This window comes from Flavobacterium sp. SH_e (assembly GCF_025717045.1).
In the GTDB taxonomy this organism is placed as follows: domain Bacteria; phylum Bacteroidota; class Bacteroidia; order Flavobacteriales; family Flavobacteriaceae; genus Flavobacterium.
The window spans coordinates 331252-355171 of record NZ_JAOVZN010000003.1 but is presented as its reverse complement, the minus strand read 5'-3'; the positions used below and the strand labels follow the sequence as shown (position 1 = coordinate 355171).

17 protein-coding genes are annotated in these 23920 nt (G+C 34.9%); 11 read left to right on the top strand and 6 right to left on the bottom strand.

Features of this window, described 5'->3' with window-relative positions; genetic code table 11:
- The first annotated feature begins 47 nt into the window (after window positions 1-47).
- From OD917_RS06405 to OD917_RS06390, 4 genes are all read left to right on the top strand, one after another.
- Window positions 48-2471 carry a sugar-binding domain-containing protein gene (locus OD917_RS06405; protein WP_263522725.1) on the top strand — a complete coding sequence of 808 codons (2424 nt, stop codon included), beginning with the start codon at window positions 48-50 and terminating at the stop codon, window positions 2469-2471.
- 210 nt (window positions 2472-2681) lie between these two features.
- Window positions 2682-4052: a glycoside hydrolase family 27 protein gene (locus OD917_RS06400; RefSeq protein WP_263522724.1), complete on the top strand. Its 1371-nt coding sequence runs from the start codon at window positions 2682-2684 to the stop codon at window positions 4050-4052.
- Window positions 4053-4129: 77 nt separating this feature from the next.
- On the top strand, window positions 4130-6607 hold the full coding sequence (locus tag OD917_RS06395) for an alpha-L-arabinofuranosidase C-terminal domain-containing protein (protein WP_263522723.1): 2478 nt from the start codon (window positions 4130-4132) through the stop codon (window positions 6605-6607).
- Between the two features lie 36 nt (window positions 6608-6643).
- Entirely contained in the window at window positions 6644-8578 is a 1935-nt protein-coding gene (locus OD917_RS06390) for a family 43 glycosylhydrolase (RefSeq protein ID WP_263522722.1), read from the top strand.
- 79 nt (window positions 8579-8657) lie between these two features.
- Here the strand turns inward: OD917_RS06390 and OD917_RS06385 are convergent, their stop codons facing one another.
- Together OD917_RS06385 and OD917_RS06380 are read right to left on the bottom strand one after the other, a co-directional pair.
- Entirely contained in the window at window positions 8658-8990 is a 333-nt protein-coding gene (locus tag OD917_RS06385) for a YegP family protein (RefSeq protein ID WP_129748184.1), read from the bottom strand.
- A gap of 159 nt (window positions 8991-9149) precedes the next feature.
- Window positions 9150-9893: a DUF1349 domain-containing protein gene (locus OD917_RS06380; RefSeq protein ID WP_263522721.1), complete on the bottom strand. Its 744-nt coding sequence runs from the start codon at window positions 9891-9893 to the stop codon at window positions 9150-9152.
- Window positions 9894-9994: 101 nt separating this feature from the next.
- On the opposite strand from OD917_RS06380, the gene OD917_RS06375 reads away from it, so the two are divergent.
- The 4 genes from OD917_RS06375 (at window position 9995) to OD917_RS06360 (ending at window position 13166) form a co-directional block, all read left to right on the top strand.
- A complete protein-coding gene (locus OD917_RS06375) occupies window positions 9995-10771 on the top strand; it encodes a response regulator transcription factor (protein WP_263522720.1) in 777 nt (258 codons plus the stop codon).
- Between the two features lie 61 nt (window positions 10772-10832).
- Complete coding sequence (locus tag OD917_RS06370) at window positions 10833-11303, top strand: copper resistance protein NlpE (protein ID WP_263522719.1); 471 nt, start codon at window positions 10833-10835, stop codon at window positions 11301-11303.
- Between the two features lie 146 nt (window positions 11304-11449).
- On the top strand, window positions 11450-12574 hold the full coding sequence (locus OD917_RS06365; protein ID WP_263522718.1) for an XdhC family protein: 1125 nt from the start codon (window positions 11450-11452) through the stop codon (window positions 12572-12574).
- Window positions 12549-13166 (top strand): NTP transferase domain-containing protein, encoded by a 618-nt coding sequence (locus tag OD917_RS06360; protein ID WP_263522717.1) that lies wholly within the window; start codon window positions 12549-12551, stop codon window positions 13164-13166. The genes OD917_RS06365 and OD917_RS06360 overlap by 26 nt, the downstream gene beginning before the upstream one ends.
- 331 nt (window positions 13167-13497) lie before the next feature.
- On the opposite strand, the gene OD917_RS06355 is transcribed toward OD917_RS06360, so the two are convergent.
- Window positions 13498-14649, bottom strand: a complete 1152-nt coding sequence (locus OD917_RS06355) for a cysteine desulfurase family protein (protein WP_263522716.1) — start codon at window positions 14647-14649, stop codon at window positions 13498-13500.
- A 317-nt stretch (window positions 14650-14966) separates the two neighbouring features.
- On the opposite strand from OD917_RS06355, the gene OD917_RS06350 reads away from it, so the two are divergent.
- Genes OD917_RS06350 through OD917_RS06340 form a run of 3 tightly spaced genes read left to right on the top strand, consistent with a single transcriptional unit; the run spans window position 14967 to window position 18794 of the window.
- Window positions 14967-15605, top strand: coding sequence for a 2Fe-2S iron-sulfur cluster-binding protein (locus OD917_RS06350; RefSeq protein WP_263522714.1), 639 nt, complete (start codon window positions 14967-14969; stop codon window positions 15603-15605).
- Window positions 15602-16582: an FAD binding domain-containing protein gene (locus OD917_RS06345; RefSeq protein ID WP_263522713.1), complete on the top strand. Its 981-nt coding sequence runs from the start codon at window positions 15602-15604 to the stop codon at window positions 16580-16582. Before OD917_RS06350 ends, OD917_RS06345 begins: the two co-directional genes overlap by 4 nt.
- A 7-nt stretch (window positions 16583-16589) precedes the next feature.
- Window positions 16590-18794 carry a xanthine dehydrogenase family protein molybdopterin-binding subunit gene (locus OD917_RS06340; protein WP_263522712.1) on the top strand — a complete coding sequence of 735 codons (2205 nt, stop codon included), beginning with the start codon at window positions 16590-16592 and terminating at the stop codon, window positions 18792-18794.
- Between the two features lie 51 nt (window positions 18795-18845).
- Here OD917_RS06340 and OD917_RS06335 read toward each other — a convergent pair whose 3' ends face one another.
- The 3 genes from OD917_RS06335 to OD917_RS06325 form a co-directional block, all read right to left on the bottom strand.
- Window positions 18846-19409: a DUF2911 domain-containing protein gene (locus tag OD917_RS06335; RefSeq protein WP_263522711.1), complete on the bottom strand. Its 564-nt coding sequence runs from the start codon at window positions 19407-19409 to the stop codon at window positions 18846-18848.
- Window positions 19410-19507: 98 nt separating this feature from the next.
- Window positions 19508-21313 carry a glycoside hydrolase family 2 protein gene (locus OD917_RS06330; protein WP_263522710.1) on the bottom strand — a complete coding sequence of 602 codons (1806 nt, stop codon included), beginning with the start codon at window positions 21311-21313 and terminating at the stop codon, window positions 19508-19510.
- Window positions 21314-21459: 146 nt separating this feature from the next.
- Window positions 21460-23868, bottom strand: coding sequence for a glycoside hydrolase family 2 protein (locus OD917_RS06325; RefSeq protein ID WP_263522709.1), 2409 nt, complete (start codon window positions 23866-23868; stop codon window positions 21460-21462).
- Window positions 23869-23920: the final 52 nt, after the last annotated feature.

Genomic DNA, 23920 nt, shown 5'->3' with positions numbered 1-23920 from the left:
AAGAAGCTGAGATTTAAGATTCTTAGCGTCTTAGAACCTTAAAAAAAATGTTTACAAAAAAGATCTTACTACCTGTATTTCTCTTTTCGTGCGTATCTGCGTTCAGTCAGATATCATTTGGAGATTCAAAAAAAATAAATGATAACTGGAAATTCAATCTTCAAGAAACTCCAGAAGCAAAAAACAATGCTTTTGACGACAGTAAATGGCAACAGGTAAATGTACCACACGATTGGAGCGTAAAAGGGCAATTGAGTCCAACGTTGGCAAGTTGTACAGGATATCTTCCAGGTGGAATTGGCTGGTATAGAAAATCAATCAATATTCCGCAAAGCAAAGCTGGTGAAAAAGTGTATTTATACTTTGAAGGAGTTTACAACAGAAGCGAAGTTTTCATCAACGGGCATTCTCTTGGAAAACGTCCAAACGGATATATTTCTTTCGCTTATGATGCAACTGAGTTTGTAAAATTTGGAGGAGAAAATACAATTTCAGTTCGTGTAGACCACAGTCAAAGTGCCGATTCAAGATGGTACACTGGTTCTGGAATTTATAGAAACGTTTGGTTAGTTTATGCAAATCCAGTTCATATTGCACAATGGGGAGTTTACGCTTATCCAGAAGTAAACAAAGGAAACGGAATTTTGAATGTTGAGGTTGCTGTTGAAAATGGTTCAAAAGGAAAAGCAAGTTTGACAATTGTAAATGAACTTTTCTCAAAAGACGGAAAATCTGTAGCGAAATCATCTTCAAAGGTTGATGTTGCTACAAATCAGAACGGAAAAATTTCGACAAAAATCAACATTAAAAGCCCTAAATTATGGGATTTAGAGAATCCAAATTTATATGAGTTAAAAACTACTGTTTTACAAGATGGAAAAGAAATTGATAAAACAGTAACTCAAACAGGTTTCAGAAATTTTACATTCGATCCAAACAATGGTTTTGCATTAAATGGGAAATGGATGAAAATGAAAGGTGTCTGTTTGCATCATGACGCTGGAGTTTTAGGATCTGCAGTTCCAAGAGAAGTTTGGAAAACAAGATTACAAACATTGAAAGAAATTGGTGTCAATGCTATTCGTACAAGTCATAATCCGCAAGCACCAGATTTTTATGAACTTTGCGACGAATTAGGATTATTGGTTTTAAACGAAGCTTATGACGAATGGGAATTCCCAAAACGTAAATGGTTAGAAGGCTGGAATTACGGAACACCAGGATTTGAAGGTTCATTTGATATTTTTGCGGATTGGGCAGAAAAAGACTTAGAAGATTTTGTTCGCCGTGACAGAAACCATCTTTCAGTTTTCGGATGGAGTATTGGTAACGAAGTAGATTATCCAAACGATCCATATTCTCACCCAGTTTTAGACAAAGGAAAAGACGGTTTCGGGCAAGCAGCTTACGGTGGTTATAAGCCAGATGCGCCAGATGCGATGAGACTTGGAGCAATTGCAAAACGTTTGGTTGCGGCGGTTAAAAAATACGACAAATCACGTCCGACAACAGCTGGTTTAGCAGGAGTTGCAATGTCTAACGAAACAGAATATCCAGGAGCTTTAGATATTACAGGTTACAATTATACAGAAAGTAAATACCAGACAGATCATGCTAAATATCCAAAAAGAGTAATTTACGGAAGTGAAAATGTTCATGATATGGAACCTTGGCTAGCTGTAAAAAACAACAAACATATTTTTGGTCAGTTCCTTTGGACAGGAATCGATTATTTGGGAGAATCAGGAAGATGGCCTTCAAGAGGGTTTTATTCAGGTTTAGTTGATTTTGCTGGCGTTATCAAACCGAGAGGATATTTCCGTCAATCATTATGGTCAGATAAACCAATGGCTTATTTAGGAACTTATCCGTTGACAAACGAAAAAGATATTTCTAAAGATGCTTGGGCGATTTGGAATTACGAAAACGGACAAAAAATTCGTGTGGTTTGCTATACAAATGCTGCAAAAGCGCGTTTAGAATTGAACGGAAAAGTTGTAGGAGAAACTAAATTATACGACGAAAAAACAGGAATCATCTATTGGGATATTCCATTTGCTTCAGGAAAATTAGAAGCAGTTGGTTTGGATTCAAATGATAAAGAAGTGAGCCGTTACGCTATTAACTCAACACAACAGCCAGTTGAATTAACAATTGCTGATAAAGATATCACAATCAGTAAAGACAAAGGAGTGGCGAAAATTATGGTTCAGGTTAAAGACCAAAACGGACTTCCAGTAATGCTTTCAGACAACGAAATAACTTGTACAATTACTGGCGCAGGAACTTTATTAGGGTTAGAAGCTGGAAACAACAGCGATATGACAGATTATACAGATAATATTCAGCGAGTATTCCACGGACATATTGCAGCGTATATTCAGGCAAATGGAGATTCGACAGCGCCTATAAAAGTGAAATTTACTAGTCAATGGTTAAAGCCTGTTGAGGTTACGATAAATGTAAAATAGAAAACGCCCCGTAAAGGGGCTTTTCTTTAGTATAATAATGCAAAAAATACTCAGTTAAATAATCCATCGGGACATCCAATTAACAACCGTTTTTGTACGGATATTCATAAAACAATTGCTATTTAATCCTTTGAAAGGTAATAAAATAGATGAGATTAAATTTTTTCATTATATTTAAAGTGTAAAAAATACACATATAACCACAAAACAATGAAAATTACAAACTTACTTACAATGGCGATAGGAGCTTTTTTTCTATCAGCCGCATCTAATGCACAAACCAAACCATTTCAAAAAGAAGAATTCAAACAATGGGCTCAAACTCCGCCAATGGGCTGGAACAGCTGGGATTGTTATGGTCCAACAGTTGAGGAACATGAGGTAAAAGCCAACGCCGATTACATGGCAAAAGAGTTGAAGAAATTTGGTTGGGAATACATCGTTGTCGATATCAGATGGTTTGTTGAAAACGACAAAGCAGGAGGTTACAATCAAACAGATCCGCGTTACGTAATCGATCAGTACGGAAGATATTTGCCAGCTGTTAACCGTTTTCCTTCAGCAAAAAACGGACAAGGATTCAAACCTTTAGCGGATTATATTCATAAAAAAGGATTAAAATTCGGAATCCATATTATGCGCGGAATTCCTAAAAAAGCAGTTGAAGATAAATTGCCAATTAAAGGAGCGAACGGAATTACCGCTGATCAAGTTTATTCAACAGCATTACAATGTGAATGGCTGAGAGACAATTATACTGTTTTAGCAGACAAACCTGGAGCACAAGAATATTACGATTCTATTTTCGAATTATACGCACAATGGGGAGTAGATTTTATTAAAATTGATGATTTATCAAGACCTTATCACGAAGGAGAAATCAACTTAATCAGGAATGCGATTGACAAATGTGGTCGTAAAATTGTCTTAAGTACTTCGCCAGGAGAAACACCAATCGAAGCAGCGCCTCACGTAACAACACATGCTAATATGTGGCGTATGGTTGACGATGTTTGGGATACATGGCCTCATATTACACATTTAATGGATGTGGCGCAAAAATGGTATCCGCACATTGCACCAGGAACGTGGCCAGATTGTGATATGATTCCTCTAGGACGTATTTCGATCAGAGGAGAAAGAGGAGAAGATCGTATGACGCGTTTAACAAAAGACGAACAATATACTTTGATTACATTTTTCAATATATTCAAATCACCATTGTTTTTTGGAGGAGATTTGCCAAGTAATGATGCCTTTACAGTGTCATTGTTAACAAACAAAAATGTTGTAAAAATGCATAACGAAAGTACTGATGTAAAACAGCTTTTTCAAAAAGATGGAAAAATTGCTGTAACTTCAAAAAATCCAAAAGATGGAAGTGTTTATCTGGCTTTGTTTAATATTTCAGACAAGGATTCTCAAAAGGTTTCAGTTAATCTTTCTGATTTAGGAATTTCAGGTTCAGCAGAAATTTTAAATATGTGGACAGGCGAGAAATCAAAAACAACTTCAAAAGAAATTGGAGCAGATTTAAAACCTCATAGTTCTGTTTTATATCAGTTAAAAGGGAAAAAATAATGAAAATGGTTTTAAAATATAAACCATTAAAACTGATTTCATTTTTTCTATTTGTTTTTTTAGTCTTTGGATTCGGTATGAAACCCAAATCAGAAAAGCCAGATAAAGTATATTTATTCGCTTATTCTACTTTAAAAAATAATGGAAAAAATGGACTTCATTTTGCATGGAGTACAGATCAGCAAAATTGGTTTGCAATAGGCCCAGAATTTGGCTTTTTAAAATCAGATTTTGGAAGTTGGGGACCAACAGGGAAAAGCATGTCAGACCCTTTTTTGGTTCAAGACAAGGCTGGAATTTTCCACTGTTTCTGGAGTGTAAAAGACAATGTTTTTGCTCATTCAGAAAGTAAGGACTTAGTCATTTGGGGAAGACAAAATTACATTCAAGGAATGAAGAATTTTGTTGGAAAAAATCAAGATAAATCGGTTATTTCGAATGTTCAGGTCGATCAAAAAGAAGATCAGTACCTGATTCACTTTAGCGAAAGCAGAAAAAACTATTTTTCAACAACTAAAGATTTTAAATCTTACAGTCCGTCAGAAATTGATACCAATACTTCTTTAAAATTAAGAAAAGAATTTACTGTAAACGGTGAAGTTTTTCAGGGAACTCTTTTTACTGTAGACTGGAGTTTAGTTGAAAATATGACAAGAAAAATGGAATCGGTAAAGTTTAGAGATAAAAGAGACAATACTTCTCCAAAAAGCGACAGTTTATTATTTCTGGGTTTAAAATCGGTAAAAGCAGATATTGCCATTAATACTCAAAAGGCGAAGAAAATTAGCAATATGCTTACGGGTGTTTTTTTTGAAGATATCAATTATGCAGCTGATGGCGGTTTGTATGGAGAACTGATTCAAAACCGTGATTTTGAATATTCGCTTCATGACAAAAAAGGAAGCGATGAAAAATGGAATTCTTCAATGGCGTGGAGCGGTGATTTTAAAATTGAAAAAGAAAATCCGATTCATCCTAACAATCCAAATTATGCTGTAATTAAAAACGGAAAAATTACTAATTCGGGCTTTGACGGAATTGCGCTTAAAGCGAATGAAAAATACGATTTTAGTATTTTTGCTAAAGGAACAAAAGCAGTTGTTCGTCTGAAAACGGCAGGCGGAGAGACTTTAGCGGAAGCGGCATTTTCTCCTTCAAATTTATGGAAGAAGTTTAATCTAGTTTTAAAACCTTCTAAAACAGTAAATGATGCTCATTTAGAAATTAGCACCAACGGAGAAACTGCCGTTGATATGGTTTCGCTTTTTCCGCAAAAAACATTTAAAAATCGTAAAAACGGTCTTCGAGCAGATTTAGCAGAAACTATTGCAGATATGCATCCTAAATTTGTGCGTTTTCCTGGCGGATGCGTAGCGCACGGAGATGGGTTGCATAATATCTATAGATGGAAAAATACCATTGGACCACTTGAAAGCCGTATTCCAATGCGAAATATTTGGAATTATCACCAATCAATGGGATTGGGATATTTTGAATATTTCCAGTTTTGTGAAGATTTAGGTGCTGAAGCTGTTCCAGTTTTAGCTGCAGGAGTTCCGTGTCAGAATTCATCTGATGGAGGTTCAGGGCAGCAATTCGGAATTCCGATGGAAGATATGGACCAATATGTTCAAGATGTTTTGGATTTAATTGAATATGCTAATGGAAACGTAAATACCGTTTGGGGTAAAAAGCGTGCTGAAGCTGGTCATCCAAAACCTTTCAATTTAAAATATGTCGGGATTGGAAATGAGGATTTGATCAGCGATGTTTTTGAAGAGCGTTACAAAATGATTGTAAAAGCGGTACAGCAAAAATATCCAGAGATTATGATTATTGGTACAGTTGGACCATTTTTTGAAGGAACAGATTACAATGAAGGCTGGAGAATTGCTGATGATTTGAAATTGCCAATCGTTGACGAACATTATTATCAATCGCCAGGATGGTTTATTAATAATCAGAATTTTTACGATAGTTATGATCGTACAAAATCGAAAGTCTATTTAGGAGAATATGCTTCTTGGGGAAATAAATTTTATAATGCCTTGGCAGAAGCTTTATATCTGACTGGAGTTGAGCGTAATGGAGATGTGGTGACAATGGCTTCCTATGCGCCATTATTAGCAAGAGAAAAACATACACAATGGAATCCAGATTTGATCTATTTTACAGGAAATGAGGTAAAACCAACAGTAAATTATTTTGTGCAACAACTTTACGGGCAAAACCCTGGAAATCGTTATATAGAAAGTACTTTGAAACTTTCGGATAGTAATGATGAAGTTAGAAAACGTGTTTCAGTTTCGATTGTGTCAGATGAGACTTCGGGAGATTTAATTATCAAAATGGTAAATGCGCTTCCTGTTTCAGTTGCTCCGGCCATAAGTTTCGATAATTTTACGCCAGCAAAAAATATAAGTTATACTGTTTTGTCAGGAAATCCAGAACTTACAACAGCAAGACCAGTAACACAGCAATTATCAGTTGCAGCAGCATTTTCTAAAGAATTGCCACCGTATTCGTTTGTTGTAATGCGTGTTAAAACAAAATAGCTGTGAGAATTCACAGTAATTAAAAATAAAGAAAGAATGAAAAAATTACAATTAAGTTTTGTTGCGCTGCTGTCATTTTTGAATGTAGTGCAAGGGCAAAAAGACAATGGAGTTCCGCCCGTTATTGCCGAAAAGGATTTAACAGCATATTTATTCGTTTATTTCATTGGAAATAAAGTCGAAGAAGAAGCAGTTAATTACGCCGTAAGTAATGATGGATATCATTATTATGCGCTTAACAATAATAAACCAATTTTAGACAGTAAAGCAATCAGTTCAACTGGAGGAGTTCGCGATCCGCATATCTTACGCGGAGACGATGGCAAAACATTTTATATGGTTTTGACAGATATGACTTCTTCAAAAGGTTGGGATAGCAACCGCGCAATGGTTTTATTGAAAAGCACCGATTTAGTAAATTGGAAAAGTAGTATTGTCAACATCCAGACGACATTTCCAGGAAATGAAAACCTAAAACGTGTTTGGGCGCCACAAACTATTTATGATGCAAAAGCAGGTAAATACATGATCTACTTTAGTATGCAGTATGCTGGAGGTCCAGATAAAATTTATTATGCTTACGCGAATAAAGATTTTACTGCCTTAGAAGGAGAACCAAAACTATTGTTTGTTCCAAAATCAGGAAACGCTTGTATTGATGGCGATATCATCGAGAAAAATGGAGAATATCATCTTTTTTATAAAACAGAAACCAATACGCCTGGAATCAAAGTGGCGGTTACAAAAGATTTGACTTCTGGAAAATGGATTGAAAATGATAATTATCTGCAGCAGACAAAAGATGGAGTAGAAGGTTCGAGCGTTTTCAAACTGAACAATTCCGACGAATATATTTTAATGTACGATGTTTATACCAAAGGAAGATATCAATTCACAAAAACGAAAGACCTAGAAAATTTCAGTGTAATTGACAATGATATTTCAATGGATTTTAATCCGCGTCACGGAACGATTCTTCCAATAACACGTTCTGAATTAAAGAGAATTACAGACAAATGGGGAACGCCAGCAAAACTTTCAAAAGTAAACCACAATCCAGTTTTGGAAGGTTATTATGCAGATCCTGAAATTTTGTATTCAAACAAAACAAAAAAATATTACATCTACCCAACAAGCGATGGATTTGACGGCTGGTCGGGATATTATTTCAAAACTTTTTCATCAGATAATTTAGTTGATTGGAAAGATGAAGGAATTATTATCGATCTTAAAAAAGACGTAACTTGGGCAAATAGAAACGCTTGGGCGCCTTGTATTGTAGAGAAAAAAATCAAAGGGAAATACAAATATTTCTACTATTTTACTGCAGCACAAAAAGTTGGAGTTGCGGTTTCTGATAATCCAACAGGACCTTTTAAAGACAGCGGAAAAGCAATTGTAGCTTCAAGACCAGAAGGAATACATGACGGACAAGAAATTGATCCAGATGTCTTTACAGATCCAAAAACGGGTAAAAGCTATTTGTATTGGGGAAATATGTATATGGGCGTTGCTGAGTTAAATCCTGATATGGTTTCTTTAAAACCTGGAACGCAGAAAGTCATTGCTGTAAATAAATCCTTCCGTGAAGGAACTTATGTAATCTACAGAAACGGAAAATACTATTTCTTCTGGAGCGAAGACGACACAAGAAGTCCGAAATACAAAGTAAGATACGGAATTTCAGATTCTCCAACAGGACCGCTTGAAATTCCAGAAAACAATATTGTAATTCAAGGAAAACCAGAAGAAGGAATTTATGCAACAGGACACAATTCAGTTTTACAAATTCCGAATAAAGACGAATGGTATATCACGTATCATAGATTCTCTTATCCAACAGGAATAAAAATGGGAGACGCAGGAGGTTTTCATCGTGAAGTTTGCATTGATAAATTAGAATTTAATGCAGACGGAACGATCAAACAAGTTGTTCCAACTCATACTGGAATTGAGGTTTTGAAGAAATAATTTCAGTATTTAATTTTCAATAAAAAAAAGCTGTTTCTAAATTAATAGAAACAGCTTTTTTTATAATTATAAATATGTTTTAAGCCGTCTGATCGTCAATAGTAGCGTCAGGAGCATTTTTCTTTACAGATTCAATTCCGTTTTCTCTAGCAGACACACTTTCGTACATTTCACTTGAACCGATAATCTGACCGTTTCCAGCTTTTAAATTGAAATATGGTTTTCCGCTTTTAGATTCTAATCTATCATAACGATCATCGTCTGCTGCATTTTTTTTAACAGATTCAATACCATTATTACATGCCGCTTTTGTAGTGTAACCTTCGCTTGTTAAAATGGTCTGACCATTACCAGCTTTTAAATTGAATTGAAATTCTCCGTTGGCTCTAGTAGTAATTACAAATTTTCCCATGTAGTTTATTTTTAAAGTTAGGTAATATAAATTTTGCTATTGATAAAAATACAAAACTTGGTAATATAAATCATACATCAATTTAAAAAAATGATTACCTAAACAATAAAAAAAATATACATTTAGTAAATTCGAAACAGGCAGATCTTAAAGAAAAAGTTATATTCCTAAACGAAAATCAGAAACACTTTTCTCTTCCAGATTAATTTCTTCGAAAATGCTCTGTGTTCCTTTATCCATTGGGCATTGTGTGCTAATTCCCATCCAGATTTCTTTTGGATAATTGTTTTTGTATAAACGAACCATCTGCCAAGTCTTTTTGTCTAACGAATAATAACTTGCAACTGTTTTAGTATCCGAAGAAATTTTCATGTAAACAGAAGGCTCTTTCACCACATCATGATTATTATCATCAGAAGTTCCCATTGTTCGAACCGTTACAATTCTGTGATTGCCTCTTTCGTCTTGCTCAAAACAGAATTTCTGATAAAAACTATCATTCACATAAATGTATAAAACGCCTGCATTGTATAAACCTTTTTCTGTAAACCCGGGCGTAACTTTCGCAGTAAGCGTAAAAGGTTTCGTATTATCTACTTTTGATAAAAGCATAGGCGCTGTAGTATTCGAAAGTTTTCCGTCTGGATCAGAAAAATAATCTGTTTTTTCGCCTGTTTTAAAAACAAGTTTTCCATTGGTTCCCAGCGTAATAAGTTTTTCAGCGTTGTTTATTCCTTTAGTAAAATGAATATTAGAAAGTTTAACATCAATTGGCGAACCTTTTGCGACTGAATCTATTTTTGTTTCTTCTTTCATTGTTTTTGCAGTTTCATTTTTGTTATTGCAGCTTGATAAAACAGAAAGGCTAAGGATAACAATAGCGTTGTAAAAAATTGTTTTCATAAATTATTTTTTTGGGATAGAAAGTGATATTTTTAATGTTCCAAAAATAAAATTGCTCGAAGAAAAGGGCAATACGTAAAATTAACCAATTACACTTTCCAATGCCACAGAATTCTTCAATCGAAAACCAATTAATGTCCACATTTTTAGAACAAAAGTTTGACATTGGAGAATCAAATAATATCGAAATGTACAAACAATTCGTCATCAATTATGTCAAAATTGAGCAATGTGTGGCTGTTTTATCCGATTATCAATCTGACAAAAGTTACATTTATGTAGGAAGTTTTGGCTCAGTTTTCGGACTTCCTGATGAAAATTCCGTTATTGATTCTGCTTTTGAAGAATGCATTTTTACTAAAATCAATTCAAATGATTTGATCGAACGTCATGTTTTAGAACTTAATTTTTATGAGTTTTTAAAAGGAATTCCAAAAGAAGAATACAGTAATTACAGCACTTTGAGCCGTCTTAGAATGAAAGATTCTAATGACAGAAATACTTTCATAAACCATAGAACTATTTATCTCAATACGTTTAATAATGGAAGCATTTCTCTTGCATTATGTTTATACCTGCCTTCAACAGATTTACAGCCTCGAACAGGAATTGACGGGAAAATTTTTAATATTCAAACAGGTGAAGTAATCGAATCAGAAAAGTATAAAAACAATACAGAAAATATACTTTCAAAAAGAGAAATAGAAGTTCTAACCAGTGTAGCAAAAGGAAATAAAAGCGAACAAATTGCAGCAGAAATGCATATTTCGGTTTATACAGTAAGACGCCACAGACAAAACATTATAGAAAAATTAAAAGTGACCAATACTGCAGAAGCTGTTCAGACTGCCATTATTATGGGAGTTATATCGCTGTAGATTTAAAAGTTAAACTTATTATTTAGGTAAGAATATTCTTTATATTTACAAAAAAAATATCATGAGAAAAATACTTATTCTTGCTTTTACATCAGCTATTATTGCGTCCTGCAATTCTAAAAATAATAAAGTTGAAAATAATGTTGTCTTGACAGATACTATTGTTAGTAATGAAAAAAATGAACCCGCCGATAGTATTTCTGTTTACGAAGGAACGCTGCCATGTGCAGATTGCGAAGGAATTGAAACGATTCTAAAAATTGATGTTTTAGATAATAAATTTGAATTATCTAGTACATACAAAGGGAAACAGTCTGAAAAAAACTTTAAGGAAAAAGGTAATATCAATACCGAAAGAGGTTTAGAAAAAGACCCTGATGGAACAATCTATATTTTAAACTGGGACAAGCCAGAAAAAGATCAGGTTTATTATGGTTATTACAGTAAAAATCCTGAAAAACTATATCTGCTAGACAGAAACAAAAAAATAATAAAATCTAAGCTGAATTATTTTTTAGAATTAAATGAATAAAATAATTTAGGCAGTTTAAATAGGACTTTTCAAAAAGAATATTACAAACTTAAATGACCTTCCAGCGCTTAAGTTTGTAATATTTTTTTACTTTTAGGCTAATAAAAAAAATCATCAATTCTAATTTGTATTGATGAAGAGGACCTATGAAAGAAATCAACGAAATTCTTAAAGCCTATTCGCAAGCAGAATCCGAAGGAAAAAAAACAGCTTTAGCAACGGTCGTTAAAGTTGAAGGTTCGTCGTATCGGCAGCCTGGTGCACGTATGCTGGTTACAGAAGACGGACAATTGACAGGCGCAATAAGCGGTGGCTGTTTAGAAGGCGATGCACTGCGAAAAGCACTTCTATCAATTAATCAAAAGCAAAATAAATTAGTTACTTACAATACGAATAACGAAGATGATGCAGAAGTTGGTTTACAGCTTGGATGCAACGGAATAGTTCATATTCTTTTTGAATATATTGACGAAGAGGTTTCAAATAACCCAATTCAGCTTTTGCAGCAATTGGAATTAGAAAGAAAAGAAGCCGTAATTGTAACCGTTTTTTCTTTAAAAAGAAATGCTTTTCAGATTGGAACAACTTTGTTTTTTAGAAAAGACAGTCCTGTTTTAAACCATAATAATGAAGCTTTAAGTTTAATTTCTGATGTAAAAGAAGTATTGAAAACTAAAACTTCTGTAGTGAAAAAACTTCAGGAAGAAAACGACAACGAAGCTTTAATCGAATACATAAAACCTTCTATTTCGCTGGTAATTGCTGGCGCAGGAAACGATATTCAGCCTTTAGTAAAAATGGCTTCAATTTTAGGTTGGAAAATTACTATTGGCGAAGGACGAGCGACACATTCCACAGCAAAGCGTTTTCCTAAAGCAAGCCAAGTTTCAGTTGTAAAACCAGAACAATTTTTAGAAAATATTGTTATTGACGATCAGACTTATTTTGCTTTGATGACGCACAATTACAAATATGATTTAGCAGTTTTAAAAGAGTTGCTAAAAACCGATTTTCATTATATTGGAATTCTTGGCCCAAAATCAAAATTTAACCGAATGCTGGACGATCTTTTGAACGAAGGAATTACAGTAAGCGAAGAACAGCTAAAAAGAATTCATACTCCAATTGGGCTCGATATTGGGGCAGAAACATCAGAAGAAATTGCTTTATCGATTGTTTCCGAAATAAAAGCTGTGGCTTCAGGAAGAATAGGAACTTCGCTGAAATATAAAGAAGGCAAAATACATGATGAAATTCATTATGGAGAATAGATTTCAAAATAAAACAGGCATTATTATTTTGGCTGCGGGTAATTCTTCCAGATTAGGCAGGCCAAAACAATTGCTGGAATATAAAGAATCAACTTTGCTGAAAAACACCATTTCAGAAGCTTTGAAGGCCAAAAATTCGTTTGTAATAGTGGTGACAGGTTCAAATCATGATTTAATCGAAAAAGAGCTTAATTTGCCTGAAATAACATTTTCTTTCAATTCGGAATGGGAAAATGGAATGTCATCTTCAATCGTAAAAGGAATTAGTGAATTATTGCTTTTAAATCCAGAATGCGAACAATGCATTTTAGCAGTTTGCGATCAGCCTTTTGTAACGGTTTCTGTCTTTGAAAATTTAATTTTTGAATCTAATAAAACCAAAAAAGGAATTGCAGCTTCAGCGTATGCAGAAACTTTAGGAACACCAGTTTTATTTCATAAAAAATACTTCCAAGAACTTCTGGAATTAAAAGGGCAGGAAGGCGCTAAAAAACTCATTAAAAAATATACTCACGATGTGGTTTCAGTTCTTTTCGAAAAAGGGAATATTGATATTGATACAGAGGAAGATTATTTTAAGTTGATTTCTTAAGCAAAAGGGACAAAGGGACAAAGTTGCAGAGTGACAAAGTTTTTTTTACATAGATTTTCTAGATCCAGTTTGTCATCCTGACGAAGGAAGGATCACACGCGGTAATCGACAAAGATTATTCATGAAACTTAATTTGAATTGCGTCCAGCTTTAGCTGGATTAAGAAAGAGAGCGTACAGAAAAGGCTTTAGCCAAACAAGACTTAGTTTGGCTAAAGCCTTTTAATTTGTAATCCATCAAAAACTCCAGTTAAAACTGGAGCCAATTCATAAAAATCTTTGCGTTTCGGCGACTTTGCGAGATTAAAAAATAAAAAGCTTAGTCCCGACAGTTATCGGGATAGCGCCTTAGTGACAAACTGTCTAGCTAAACTCAAAACACGCTCAACAACAATATCAATTTCCTCAGAAGTAGTAAATCTTCCCAAACTAAAACGAACTGAACTCAAAGCTTCTTCATCAGATATACCCATTGCTTTTAAAACATGAGAAGGCTCAGAAATTACCGACGAACACGAAGCGCCATTTGAAACAGAAATATTTCCTAAAGCTAAAATTAGTTGTTCTGAATTTATGTTTGGAAAACAAATATTAGAAGTATTGTAAATTCGGTTTTCTGTATTTCCATTTACAAAAGAACCCTCAAATTGTAGCAAACCTTTTTCAAGTTTGTCTCGTAATAAAGAAACTCTATTTTGATCTTTTTCTAATTCATTTACAGCAATTTCCGATGCTTTTCCTAAACCGATAATTCCGGGAACATTTAACGTTCCGCTTCTTAATTTTCTTTGTTGTCCGCCTCCAAGAATTTGAGGAGACAATTTTATTTTGGCTTTTGCCGAAATATATAAAGCGCCAATTCCTTTTGGTCCGTAAAATTTATGAGCAGACAAAGTCAAAAGATCAATTTCTAAAGTTTTTACATCAATAGGAATTTTCCCAACCGCCTGTGTTGCATCACACATAAAAAGCACATTTTTGGCTTTCAATATTTTAGAAATCGCACTGATATTTTGTATGACACCAGTTTCATTATTAGAAAACATTCCTATGAAAACCAGTGTTTTATCTGTAATTATTTCTTCTAAAAGTTGAAGATTTAAAAGCCCGTCGAAATCAGTTGGAAGATAAGTAACTTCAAAACCAATGCTTTCCATAAAACGGCAAGTTTCCAGAACAGCTTTATGTTCGGTTTGAATGGTAACGATATGTTTTCTGTCTTGATCTGCTAGACCTTTTATTGCCAGATTTATAGCTTCAGTAGCGCCCGAAGTAAATAGGATTTCATCAGCATCAGCATTTATTAAATCAGCCGTTTGCCAAGCTGCGTTTTCAATGGCTTCTTTTACTGTTAATCCAGCCAAATGTGTACTTGTTGAATTGGCATAAAAATCAGTAAAATAGGGAAGCATTGCATTCACAACTCGTTCATCAACACGAGTTGTGGCATTGTTATCAAGATAAATGATTTTTGGTTGTGGCATAGCTTAGGCTTAATATGGTAAAAATACAATTTTGTATGAGTTATTTTAACCGCAAAGAGCGCAAAGTTTTTAATTATAGTTATGCTAAATAAATATAAAGTTCGCAAAGTTGGAATTGATAAAGCTTTGCGAACTTTGCGATTTTATAAAAGTTCAAAAAGTAAAAATCCTTGCGTTCTTTGCGGTTAAAAAAAAGAAAGAAATTGTAATTATTCTAAATAAGAGTAATGTTTGAATTTTATAATTTTTTCTTACATAAGATCGCTAAATTTGTTAGAATGACAAAAGTGAATTTGCTAATTTAACAAATAGATTGAATGGCTTCTAAAAAAACAAATCAGGATAAAGTAACACAGGAAGATGCTAGTTCCCGTCGTGACTTTATAAAGAAATCAGGACTTTTTACCGCTCTTGCTCTGACGCCGCCTTCATTGGTTATGGCATCAGAAAAGAAATGGGATGAAAAAATAGCGGAGTATTTAGAAACTGTACCGCTTTCTATTGAAGTAAATGGCACAAAACACAATTTGAACATCGAGCCAAGAACCACTTTGCTTGATTTACTTCGCGAGCAACTGCATCTTACAGGAACGAAAAAAGGCTGTGATCACGGTCAATGCGGTGCGTGTACAGTTCACGTAAACGGAACTCGAATTTTGTCGTGCCTTTCTCTGGCAACGATGCAGCAAAACGCACAAGTCACAACAATCGAAGGACTTTCGAAAGGAAAAAAACTGCACCCAATGCAGGAAGCTTTTATCAAGCATGATGGCTTTCAATGTGGTTATTGCACGCCGGGACAAATTATGTCGGGAATTGCTTGTATTAAAGAAGGTCACGCCAACAGCAGAGAAGAAATCAGCGAATACATGAGCGGAAATATCTGCCGTTGTGGAGCTTATCATAATATTGTTGACGCTATAACTGAAGTGAAGGAAGGAGGAAAGGAGATATGAAAAATTTTCAGATAATTAAAGCGCTGTCTTCTTCGTCGGCAGTTACAGGGAAAGCCAAAGATAATTCTACCATGTTTATTGCTGGAGGAACTAATTTGGTCGATTTAATGAAGAAAAATGTTGTAGCTCCAGACAAACTGGTTGACATCAACGGATTGGATTTAAAGAAAATAGAATTTTTAAAGGGAAAAGTTTCAATTGGCGCTTTAGCAAAAAATAGTCAGGTTGCAGAAGATTCTGCTATTAAAGAAAAACACCCTTTGTTGGCATTAGCATTAGCGGCTGGAGCTTCTCAGCAAATCAGACACATGGCAACGGTTGGCGGAAATATGCTTCAAAAAACACGTTGTTCATATTATTACAATACTGATATGCCATGTAATAAAAGAACACCAAAAAGCGGATGTGGCGCAATTGGGGGTGCAAATAGAATGTCGGCAATTTTTGGAGCTTCAGATAGTTGTATTGCAGTTCATCCAAGTGATATGTGTGTGGCTTTGGCAGCACTTGATGCAACAGTTTTGGTAGAAGGTCCAAAAGGAAAACGAGAGATTAACTTCACCGATTTTCATAGACTTCCAGGAAACACACCAGAAAAAGACAATACACTTGACAGTAGAGAATTGATTACGGCTGTTGAAATTCCAGATAATAATTTTACTAAAAATGTGCATTATCTAAAAGTTCGTGACAGAACGAGTTATGCTTTTGCATTAGTATCTGTTGCAGTGGCTTTAGATATAAAAAACAATACCATCAATGATGCGAGACTTGCTATGGGCGGTGTGGCACATAAACCATGGAGATTGACTGAAACAGAAAAATTCCTGAAAGGAAAAACAATTTCAGAAGATCTATTTAAACAAGCTGGTCATTTGTCTATGAAAGGAGCAAAAGGATACGGCGACAATAACTTTAAACAAACGCTTGGAGAGAATGCGGTAGCAGAAGCACTTGCAATAGCAGCATCAAAATAATTAGATTATGAGCAAGACAAGTAATATTAATAGAGTTGACGGATTTGCTAAAGTAACAGGCTCTGCAACTTATTCGGCTGAATATAAAACATCTGGTGTAGTTTATGCCTGCTTGGTGGGAAGTACGATTGCAAAAGGAAGAATCAAAACCATTGACACAAAAAAAGCAGAATGGGCGCCAGGAGTTTTGGCAGTAATTACGCATTTGAATGTAGATAAACCGTCTGGCTATGAAAAAGCAAAGGACAAGCACAATTTTGGTCAGCCATTGCAGATTTTCAAAGATGATTCGGTTTTGTATTACGATCAGCCAATTGCTTTGGTGATTGCCGATACTTTTGAACGTATGCGATATGCGGCGAGTCTAATTAAAGCCGATTATCTTAAGGAAGAACATTCTACAGAACTTAAAAAAGCAGCTGAAAAAGAAAAGAAAGTCGAAACCGATAAAGGAAATGATTATCATCGCGGTGAACATGACGGCTATAAAAATGCTGAGGTTATTCTGGAAACCGAATATACAATTCCAACCGAGGTGCATAACCCGATGGAATTGGCCAATATCATTGCCAAATGGGACGGAAACAAACCAATTTTATATACAAAAAGTCAAGGTGTAGAGGGAACGCGCCGAAGTGTAGCGGGAGTTTTTGGAGTACCTGTAGAAGATGTTGAGGTTCATGCTGAATATCTTGGAGGCGCATTCGGAATGGGATTGCACACTTGGCCGTATGAAATTGCAGCTTTAATTGGAGCAAAAAAATTAAATCGTCCTGTGAAATTAGTGTTGCATCGCGAACAGATGTTTACCAATGTTGGGTTTAGACCTTACACCATTCAGAAAATGGGACTTGGTGCAACTAAAGATGGAAAATTGACAGGTTTAACACATGAAGCTGTTGCGATGACTTCGAGTTACGAGGATTTCATGGAAGGAACCGTAAACATGTCGCGATTTATTTATGATTGTCCTAATGTCTCAACACGTTACAGAATTGTGCCTTTGGATACTTGTACACCAATCTGGATGCGTGGGCCAGGTGAAGCAACAGGTTCTTTTGCCTTAGAAAGTGCAATGGATGAAATGGCATATAAATTAAACTTAGATCCGATTGAATTCCGTAAACTGAATTATGCCGAAAAAGATCAAGAACAAAATAAACCGTGGAGCAGTAAATATCTTTTGGAATGTTACGAAGGCGGAATGGAACGCATTGGCTGGAAAAACCGTAAAAATGAACCAGGTTCTGTTAAAGAAGGAAATTGGCTGGTGGGCTACGGAATGGGAACAGGAACTTTCGGCTGTTATCGAAGTCCAACTTCTGTAAAAGCAAAATTATTGGCCAATGGTGATTTAGTTTTGCAATGTAGTGTAAACGATATGGGACCGGGAACGGCAACTATGATGACTGCCATTGGAGCTGAAGTAATAGGTTTGCCTGCGGAAAACGTAATTATCGAAATGGGTAAAAGCGGACTTCCAAAAGGCCCAACGCAAGGTGGTTCGGCGACGACTTCATCTGTTGGTTCTGCGGTTCATGATGCTTGTAATTTATTATTAAATAAAATAATTGAATTGGGAAGTAAAAATCCTGTTTTGAAAGGAATCGCTCTCACTGATTTAACTTTTGAAAATGGTGCGGTTTCTTCTAAAAAAGACAAATCGAAGTCGGTTACGTTAGCAGCACTTTTGAGCAGCAATAAATTAGAAGATTTTGAAGTTGAAAATCTTTCTAAAGCTGCTGAAGAAGCAAAAAAATATTCAATCTACTCGTTTTCGGTTCATTTTGTAAAAGTATTAGTGAATCCGAATTTGGGTAAAATAAGATTGGCTCATGTCGTTTCTTGCGCTGATATTGGAACTGTAATCAGCCAGAAAACTTCTGCGGGACAAATGTTTGGTGGAGCAGTAGGAGGTATCGGAATGGGATTGATGGAAGCACTAGAAATTGATCATCGTTTTGGCCGTCCAATCAATAATAATTTCGCTGATTACCATGTTCCTGTAAATGCAGATATCGAAAAACAGGAAGTTTTCTTCGTGAATAAAAAAGATCCAATCAGTAATCCAATGGGAACGAAAGGTCTGGGTGAAACGGCTTTGGTTGGAATGGCGCCTGCAATTGCAAATGCTGTTTTTAATGCTACTGGAAAACGTGTTAGAGATTTACCAATTACGTTGGATAAAATTATAGAAACTGTTAAGGTTTAAAACAAAAAAGAGGCATTTTTAATGCCTCTTTTTTGTTTTAAAACCGATTAATTATTTAACCGTAATTGGTAATTCAACAGTTGTTTTATCCCAGCCAATAACAAGGTTTGCTAGGTTGCCTTGAGTTGTAAAAGCAATAGATAAAGCTTCAATAGTTTCTCCCACAGATTTAACAGGAACAGAAACTCTAACTACATCTTTGCTTTCATCGTAAGCATAACCGCCCCATAAATCCAACTCTTTGTTGATAATGATCGTCCATTTATCTTTTTCAGGAATAGCAAATAAACTATAGTATCCTGCAGGAACTTTTTTCCCGCCAATTGTTACATCTTTGTAGAATTTAATCTCTGTGTTTTCATTAGCACCAACTCTCCAAACTTCGCCAAACTTTACCACATCACCGAAAATTGTTCTTCCTTTTGCAGAAGGTCTTGCGTAAAGCACCTTAATAACAGGATTTGGATTATCCGTTTTTTTGAATTTCACCGCTTTGTTTGGGAAATACGAAATATCAACCGGACTTGCATCAAGCGGAGCAAATTTTACTATGTCTTGAGCCTGAACTGTAAAAGCAGCAAACAAAGTAACTGCTAGTAAATAGAATTTTTTCATGGTTTACAATTTTTAGATTAACTACAAAGTAAATTAATAATGAAGAAAAATCATATAATTTGAAGCCTGTTTTTTGTTAATGAATTGGTAATAATGAATTAATTCTGATATTCCTTTTTCTTCTTAGCATACCAATCCTGCATAATGTAAAACGCTTTTTTCTTTTCGCCGTCATTTGAAATTAAACCTTTACGATTATAACCGTCCTGAATACCTGGAAGCAATCTTTTTGGCGATCTGAAATCAACCAGAATCCACGGGCTAGTTCCGCTTAGATGTGGAATCTTTTCAATCATTTTTAAATTTTGAATGTATAAATATTCTTGATATTCTTCTGTCCAGCGTTCGTTTTTTTCTCCGTGAAAACCAGCTTTAGCATCACCGCCAAATTCAGAAACCACAATAGGTTTATTGTATTTCGATTTCCATGTTATCTTCTCAGCATCTTCCAAATTTCCGCCGTACCAACCCAAATATTGATTGAAAGCCACAACATCTAAAACTTCACCAATCGGGTCATCAATAGTTTCTTTTTTGGTTAATAAAGCAGCGCTGATTAATCTGGTGTTGTCTAATGATCTCGTGTGTGATGCTAAATTTTTAATGAACGTATTTCTAGCATCAGAAATTGGAGTTTCATTTGCCATTGACCAAATAATAATACTCGCTCTATTTTTATCTCTTTTAATAGAAGCAGTTAACTGATCTTCGGCATTTTGATAGGTGTTTTTATTGGTGAATTCAACTGTCCAATAAACGGGAATTTCCTCCCAAACCATCAATCCCATTTTATCAGCTTCACGGATAATGTTTTCGTTGTGCGGATAATGTGCTAAACGAACATAATTACAACCCAATTCTTTTGCCCAATTTAGCAAACGCAAAGCATCTTCTTGAGAATTCGCGCGTCCGCCTTTTGCATTTTCTTCGTGAATGGAAATTCCACGTAAAAAGATTGGTTTTCCATTTAGTAGAATTTTATCTTCTTTCGTATCAATAGTTCTAAAACCAATTTGATCTTTTAATTTTTTTCCGTTAAAGTCAACTATAACCTCATATAATTTTGGATTTTCTGGTGACCAATATGAAATCTTTTTAACTGGAATTTCGAAGTTTAAAATTCCTTTATTATCAGCTTTTCCTTTAAAGTTGATTTTTAATTCAGGAATTGAAATCGAAATATTATTTTGTGAAGCTTCTAAATTATTGATTTTAATAAAACCAGAAACAACATTTGCATTGCCTTTTTTCAGTTGAATCGTGTAATCTTCAACAAATGAATCTTCTTCTTCAATTAAAGTGACATCGCGCGTGATTCCGCCATAATTCCACCAATCGGTATTTACAGTCGGAACATCTTCTTTGTGACGCGTATTATCAACTTTTATAACCAAATAATTATCTTTTGGCTGTATAATCGAAGTCACTTCGTAATTAAACGGAGTAAAACCGCCTTCATGTGTTCCTAGCTTTTTTCCGTTTAAATAAACATCGGCTTTGTAATTGATTGCACCCAAATATAAAAATAGGCGTTTATTAGCTGTTAAATTATAATCGAAAGACTTTTTGAACCAAACATTTCCTTCGTAATATTTTAGTTCCTGTACTTGCGAATTCCAATCTCCAGGAATATTAATTGTAGGCGATTTATCAAAATCATATTCTACCAATTCCTGTTTGTTTTGAGCATGATAATTACTGAAAAAAGCTCCTTTTGCAGGTTTTTCCTGTTTGTCGTATTGATCCAAGTGAAAACTATAAAAGCCAGTTTGATACGGATCAATAATGTAATTCCAAACTCCGTTTAACGAAGTGGTATTTCGATTGGGAACGTTGGAGATTAGGTTTTGTGAAAATCCCAGAACAGAAGAGGTTAGGAGTAATGCGATTAATAGTTTTTTCATTTTTGTATTAATTTGTTTTTGTAATTGTGTGTGGCTTAACCGCAAAGGACGCAAAGGTTTACGCAAGGTTCGCTAAGTTTTTTTACGCAAAGCATAAATAATTTGCGTCCTTTGCGTAAACCTTTGCGAACCTTGCGGTTAAATTCTCAAGGCTCAATCTTCAAATATTCCCCTTTAAAGCTCTGATTCAAAGCTGTCATTTCAATCGGATTTCCAGAACCATCAGGAATTACTTCGATAGAAGCTTTTCCGTTTGCCATTCTTATCGATTCGCTTCCAGTTGGTGTTCCTTGATTTTTTAAAGTTTTACCGCCTTTTAAACATTGAAAATAGACACTAGCTTCATAATCTAGACAGCGCAAATTATTGTTGTCAATTGCAATTGCAGTTACCAGATAATTACCATTTTTTAGTTTTTCTGATGATAATTGTAACGAAACCGCCGTATCATTTTTAGTAAAACGATAATTCACTTTCAACGTATCAGAAACTGTTTTACCATCTTTTGTTTTTCCAACAGCTAATAAAACATTTTCTCCTTTTTTGAAATTAACATCCCATGTCAAACCATTTGCAGGATAAAGAGAAAGATTTCGTTGTTTCTCTCCAAGCGATTTTCCGTTATGAGATAAAGTCACTTTTTCGCAATTACTGAAAACATTAATTGTTCTCGGTGTATTTTCTGGACCTTGGCGTTCTGTCCAAGTATGCGATTCGATGTAAGCGAAAGGGGCTTTTGCCCAATAACTTTTAAAAACATAATACGCATCTTTTGGAATTCCGTTTCTGTCTGTAAGTCCTTTTTGGTTCATGTACGGAATATCATCTTCTGGACGTAACGGAGTTGCAAAATCCTTAAATGCCCATTGAATATTACCCACAAAATCAGGATCATTTTCCGATACATGCAAATGCCAATCAAATAAATCGACTATATAATTTTCGCTCCAGTCGCCAATTTGAGCAATGTTTGCAATTTTAGTTTGAACAATCGCTTCTTCCCAACCTTCAGCTTTTATGACATTTTCGCCCGTAACTGGATTTTCACTGTGACGTCCAACATGACTATCTCCGCCATATTCGGCATGAATAAAATGTTTGTATTCTTTCTTGTAAACATCAATTGCTTTTTGATAACTTTTATAACTTCCTGAATACCAGCCAGACCAGATTGAAGGAGAAAAAACATCGACAATATGCGAACCTTCATAGTATTTTCTGATAGCCGTTTTTCTGGTCGGATCGAGTTGGTGTGCAATATCATTCAATTCATTTAAAAACGCATTGGTTCTATCTGCATTATCGCCATCGGGAAAATCAGGAAGCCAGTTTATTTCATTCCCTAAAGACCAGATAATAATGCTCGGATGATTATGATTCTGATTGATAATTTCTTTCAGCATGTTCTTGGTATTGGTTTTCCAAGCATCATTTCCAATCCCGCCACGGCACCAAGGCAATTCATCCCAAACCAACAAACCTAATTCGTCGCAAGCTTTATAAATCTCTGGATCTTGCGGATAATGCGCCAACCGAACGAAATTTGCGCCCATTTCTTTAATTGATTTCATATCTGCCCAATGTTGCTCGTTGCTCATTGCTGCACCAACTCCGGCTTGTTCTTCATGACGATGAGTTCCGCGAATAAGCAAACGCTTTCCGTTAAGATAAAACGGACCATGGTCTTTAAACTCAAACCATCTGAAACCTACTTTTTCAGACAGGCTATCTCTGATTTGATTTTTTTCTGATAAAACGGCTGTCAGTTTGTATAAATTAGGTTTTTCTGTATCCCAAAGTTCTGGGTTTTTAATATTTTCAAAAGTAATTGTTGCCGTTTTATCTGCAACCGAAATGGTTTTGCTTGCTACTTTTTTACCTTTCGGATTTTGAAGCGTCACAGTTAATGATAAATCTTTTGAGTTTTCAGAATTTACAAAAGAAGAAACAATCTGAACCGTAGCTTTTTTTGCTGAAACTTGTGGAGTCGTGATTTTTAAATTTTCAATATGATTTTTGTATTTAGAAACTAACCAGACATCACGAGTAATTCCGCCATAAATAAAGAAATCGCTTTTTTGAGACGGAATAATTTCAATATCATAACTATTATCTACACGAACAAAAATATCGTTGTTTCCTTCTTTAATGAAATTGGTTATATCAATCGAAAAACCAATATAACCACCAATATGAGAACCAGCTTCTTTGCCATTCACATACACTTTAGTCGTTACATTTGATCCTTCAAAATATAAAGAATAAACCTGATTAGGATCTATTTTGGTAATATTGATTTTCTTTTGATACCAACTCGCATCGCGTCTATAGCCTGGATTTAAATCGGTAGCATCTTCGGCATTCCAAGTATGAGGCAAGTTTAAAGTAATCCAATTTGAAGCTTTTTGTGCTTCGCTGAGGTTTGTAGTATGATTTTCTAGATAAAGCCAATTGTCGTTAATGTTCATTTTTGTCTGAGCAAAACTGCCCAGACAAATCTGAAACAAAACAAAAAGCGCAAAAATTGAAAATGTATTAAAGTGTAATTTCTTCATAGGATAATAAGGCTTTTTTAGGTTCAAAGGTAGAGAGCCTTTGCACCTTTGT

Bases quoted from the DNA above. Each gene is read 5' to 3' on its own strand.
- OD917_RS06400 (WP_263522724.1), top strand. From the start codon at position 2,682: ATGAAAATTACAAACTTACTTACAATGGCGATAGGAGCTTTTTTTCTA.
- OD917_RS06355 (WP_263522716.1), bottom strand. From the start codon at position 14,649: ATGCCACAACCAAAAATCATTTATCTTGATAACAATGCCACAACTCGT.
- OD917_RS06390 (WP_263522722.1), top strand. From the start codon at position 6,644: ATGAAAAAATTACAATTAAGTTTTGTTGCGCTGCTGTCATTTTTGAAT.
- OD917_RS06335 (WP_263522711.1), bottom strand. From the start codon at position 19,409: ATGAAAAAATTCTATTTACTAGCAGTTACTTTGTTTGCTGCTTTTACA.
- OD917_RS06370 (WP_263522719.1), top strand. From the start codon at position 10,833: ATGAGAAAAATACTTATTCTTGCTTTTACATCAGCTATTATTGCGTCC.
- OD917_RS06325 (WP_263522709.1), bottom strand. From the start codon at position 23,868: ATGAAGAAATTACACTTTAATACATTTTCAATTTTTGCGCTTTTTGTT.
- OD917_RS06350 (WP_263522714.1), top strand. From the start codon at position 14,967: ATGGCTTCTAAAAAAACAAATCAGGATAAAGTAACACAGGAAGATGCT.
- OD917_RS06385 (WP_129748184.1), bottom strand. From the start codon at position 8,990: ATGGGAAAATTTGTAATTACTACTAGAGCCAACGGAGAATTTCAATTC.
- OD917_RS06345 (WP_263522713.1), top strand. From the start codon at position 15,602: ATGAAAAATTTTCAGATAATTAAAGCGCTGTCTTCTTCGTCGGCAGTT.
- OD917_RS06365 (WP_263522718.1), top strand. From the start codon at position 11,450: ATGAAAGAAATCAACGAAATTCTTAAAGCCTATTCGCAAGCAGAATCC.
- OD917_RS06360 (WP_263522717.1), top strand. From the start codon at position 12,549: ATGATGAAATTCATTATGGAGAATAGATTTCAAAATAAAACAGGCATT.
- OD917_RS06380 (WP_263522721.1), bottom strand. From the start codon at position 9,893: ATGAAAACAATTTTTTACAACGCTATTGTTATCCTTAGCCTTTCTGTT.
- OD917_RS06405 (WP_263522725.1), top strand. From the start codon at position 48: ATGTTTACAAAAAAGATCTTACTACCTGTATTTCTCTTTTCGTGCGTA.
- OD917_RS06375 (WP_263522720.1), top strand. From the start codon at position 9,995: ATGCCACAGAATTCTTCAATCGAAAACCAATTAATGTCCACATTTTTA.
- OD917_RS06330 (WP_263522710.1), bottom strand. From the start codon at position 21,313: ATGAAAAAACTATTAATCGCATTACTCCTAACCTCTTCTGTTCTGGGA.
- OD917_RS06340 (WP_263522712.1), top strand. From the start codon at position 16,590: ATGAGCAAGACAAGTAATATTAATAGAGTTGACGGATTTGCTAAAGTA.
- OD917_RS06395 (WP_263522723.1), top strand. From the start codon at position 4,130: ATGAAACCCAAATCAGAAAAGCCAGATAAAGTATATTTATTCGCTTAT.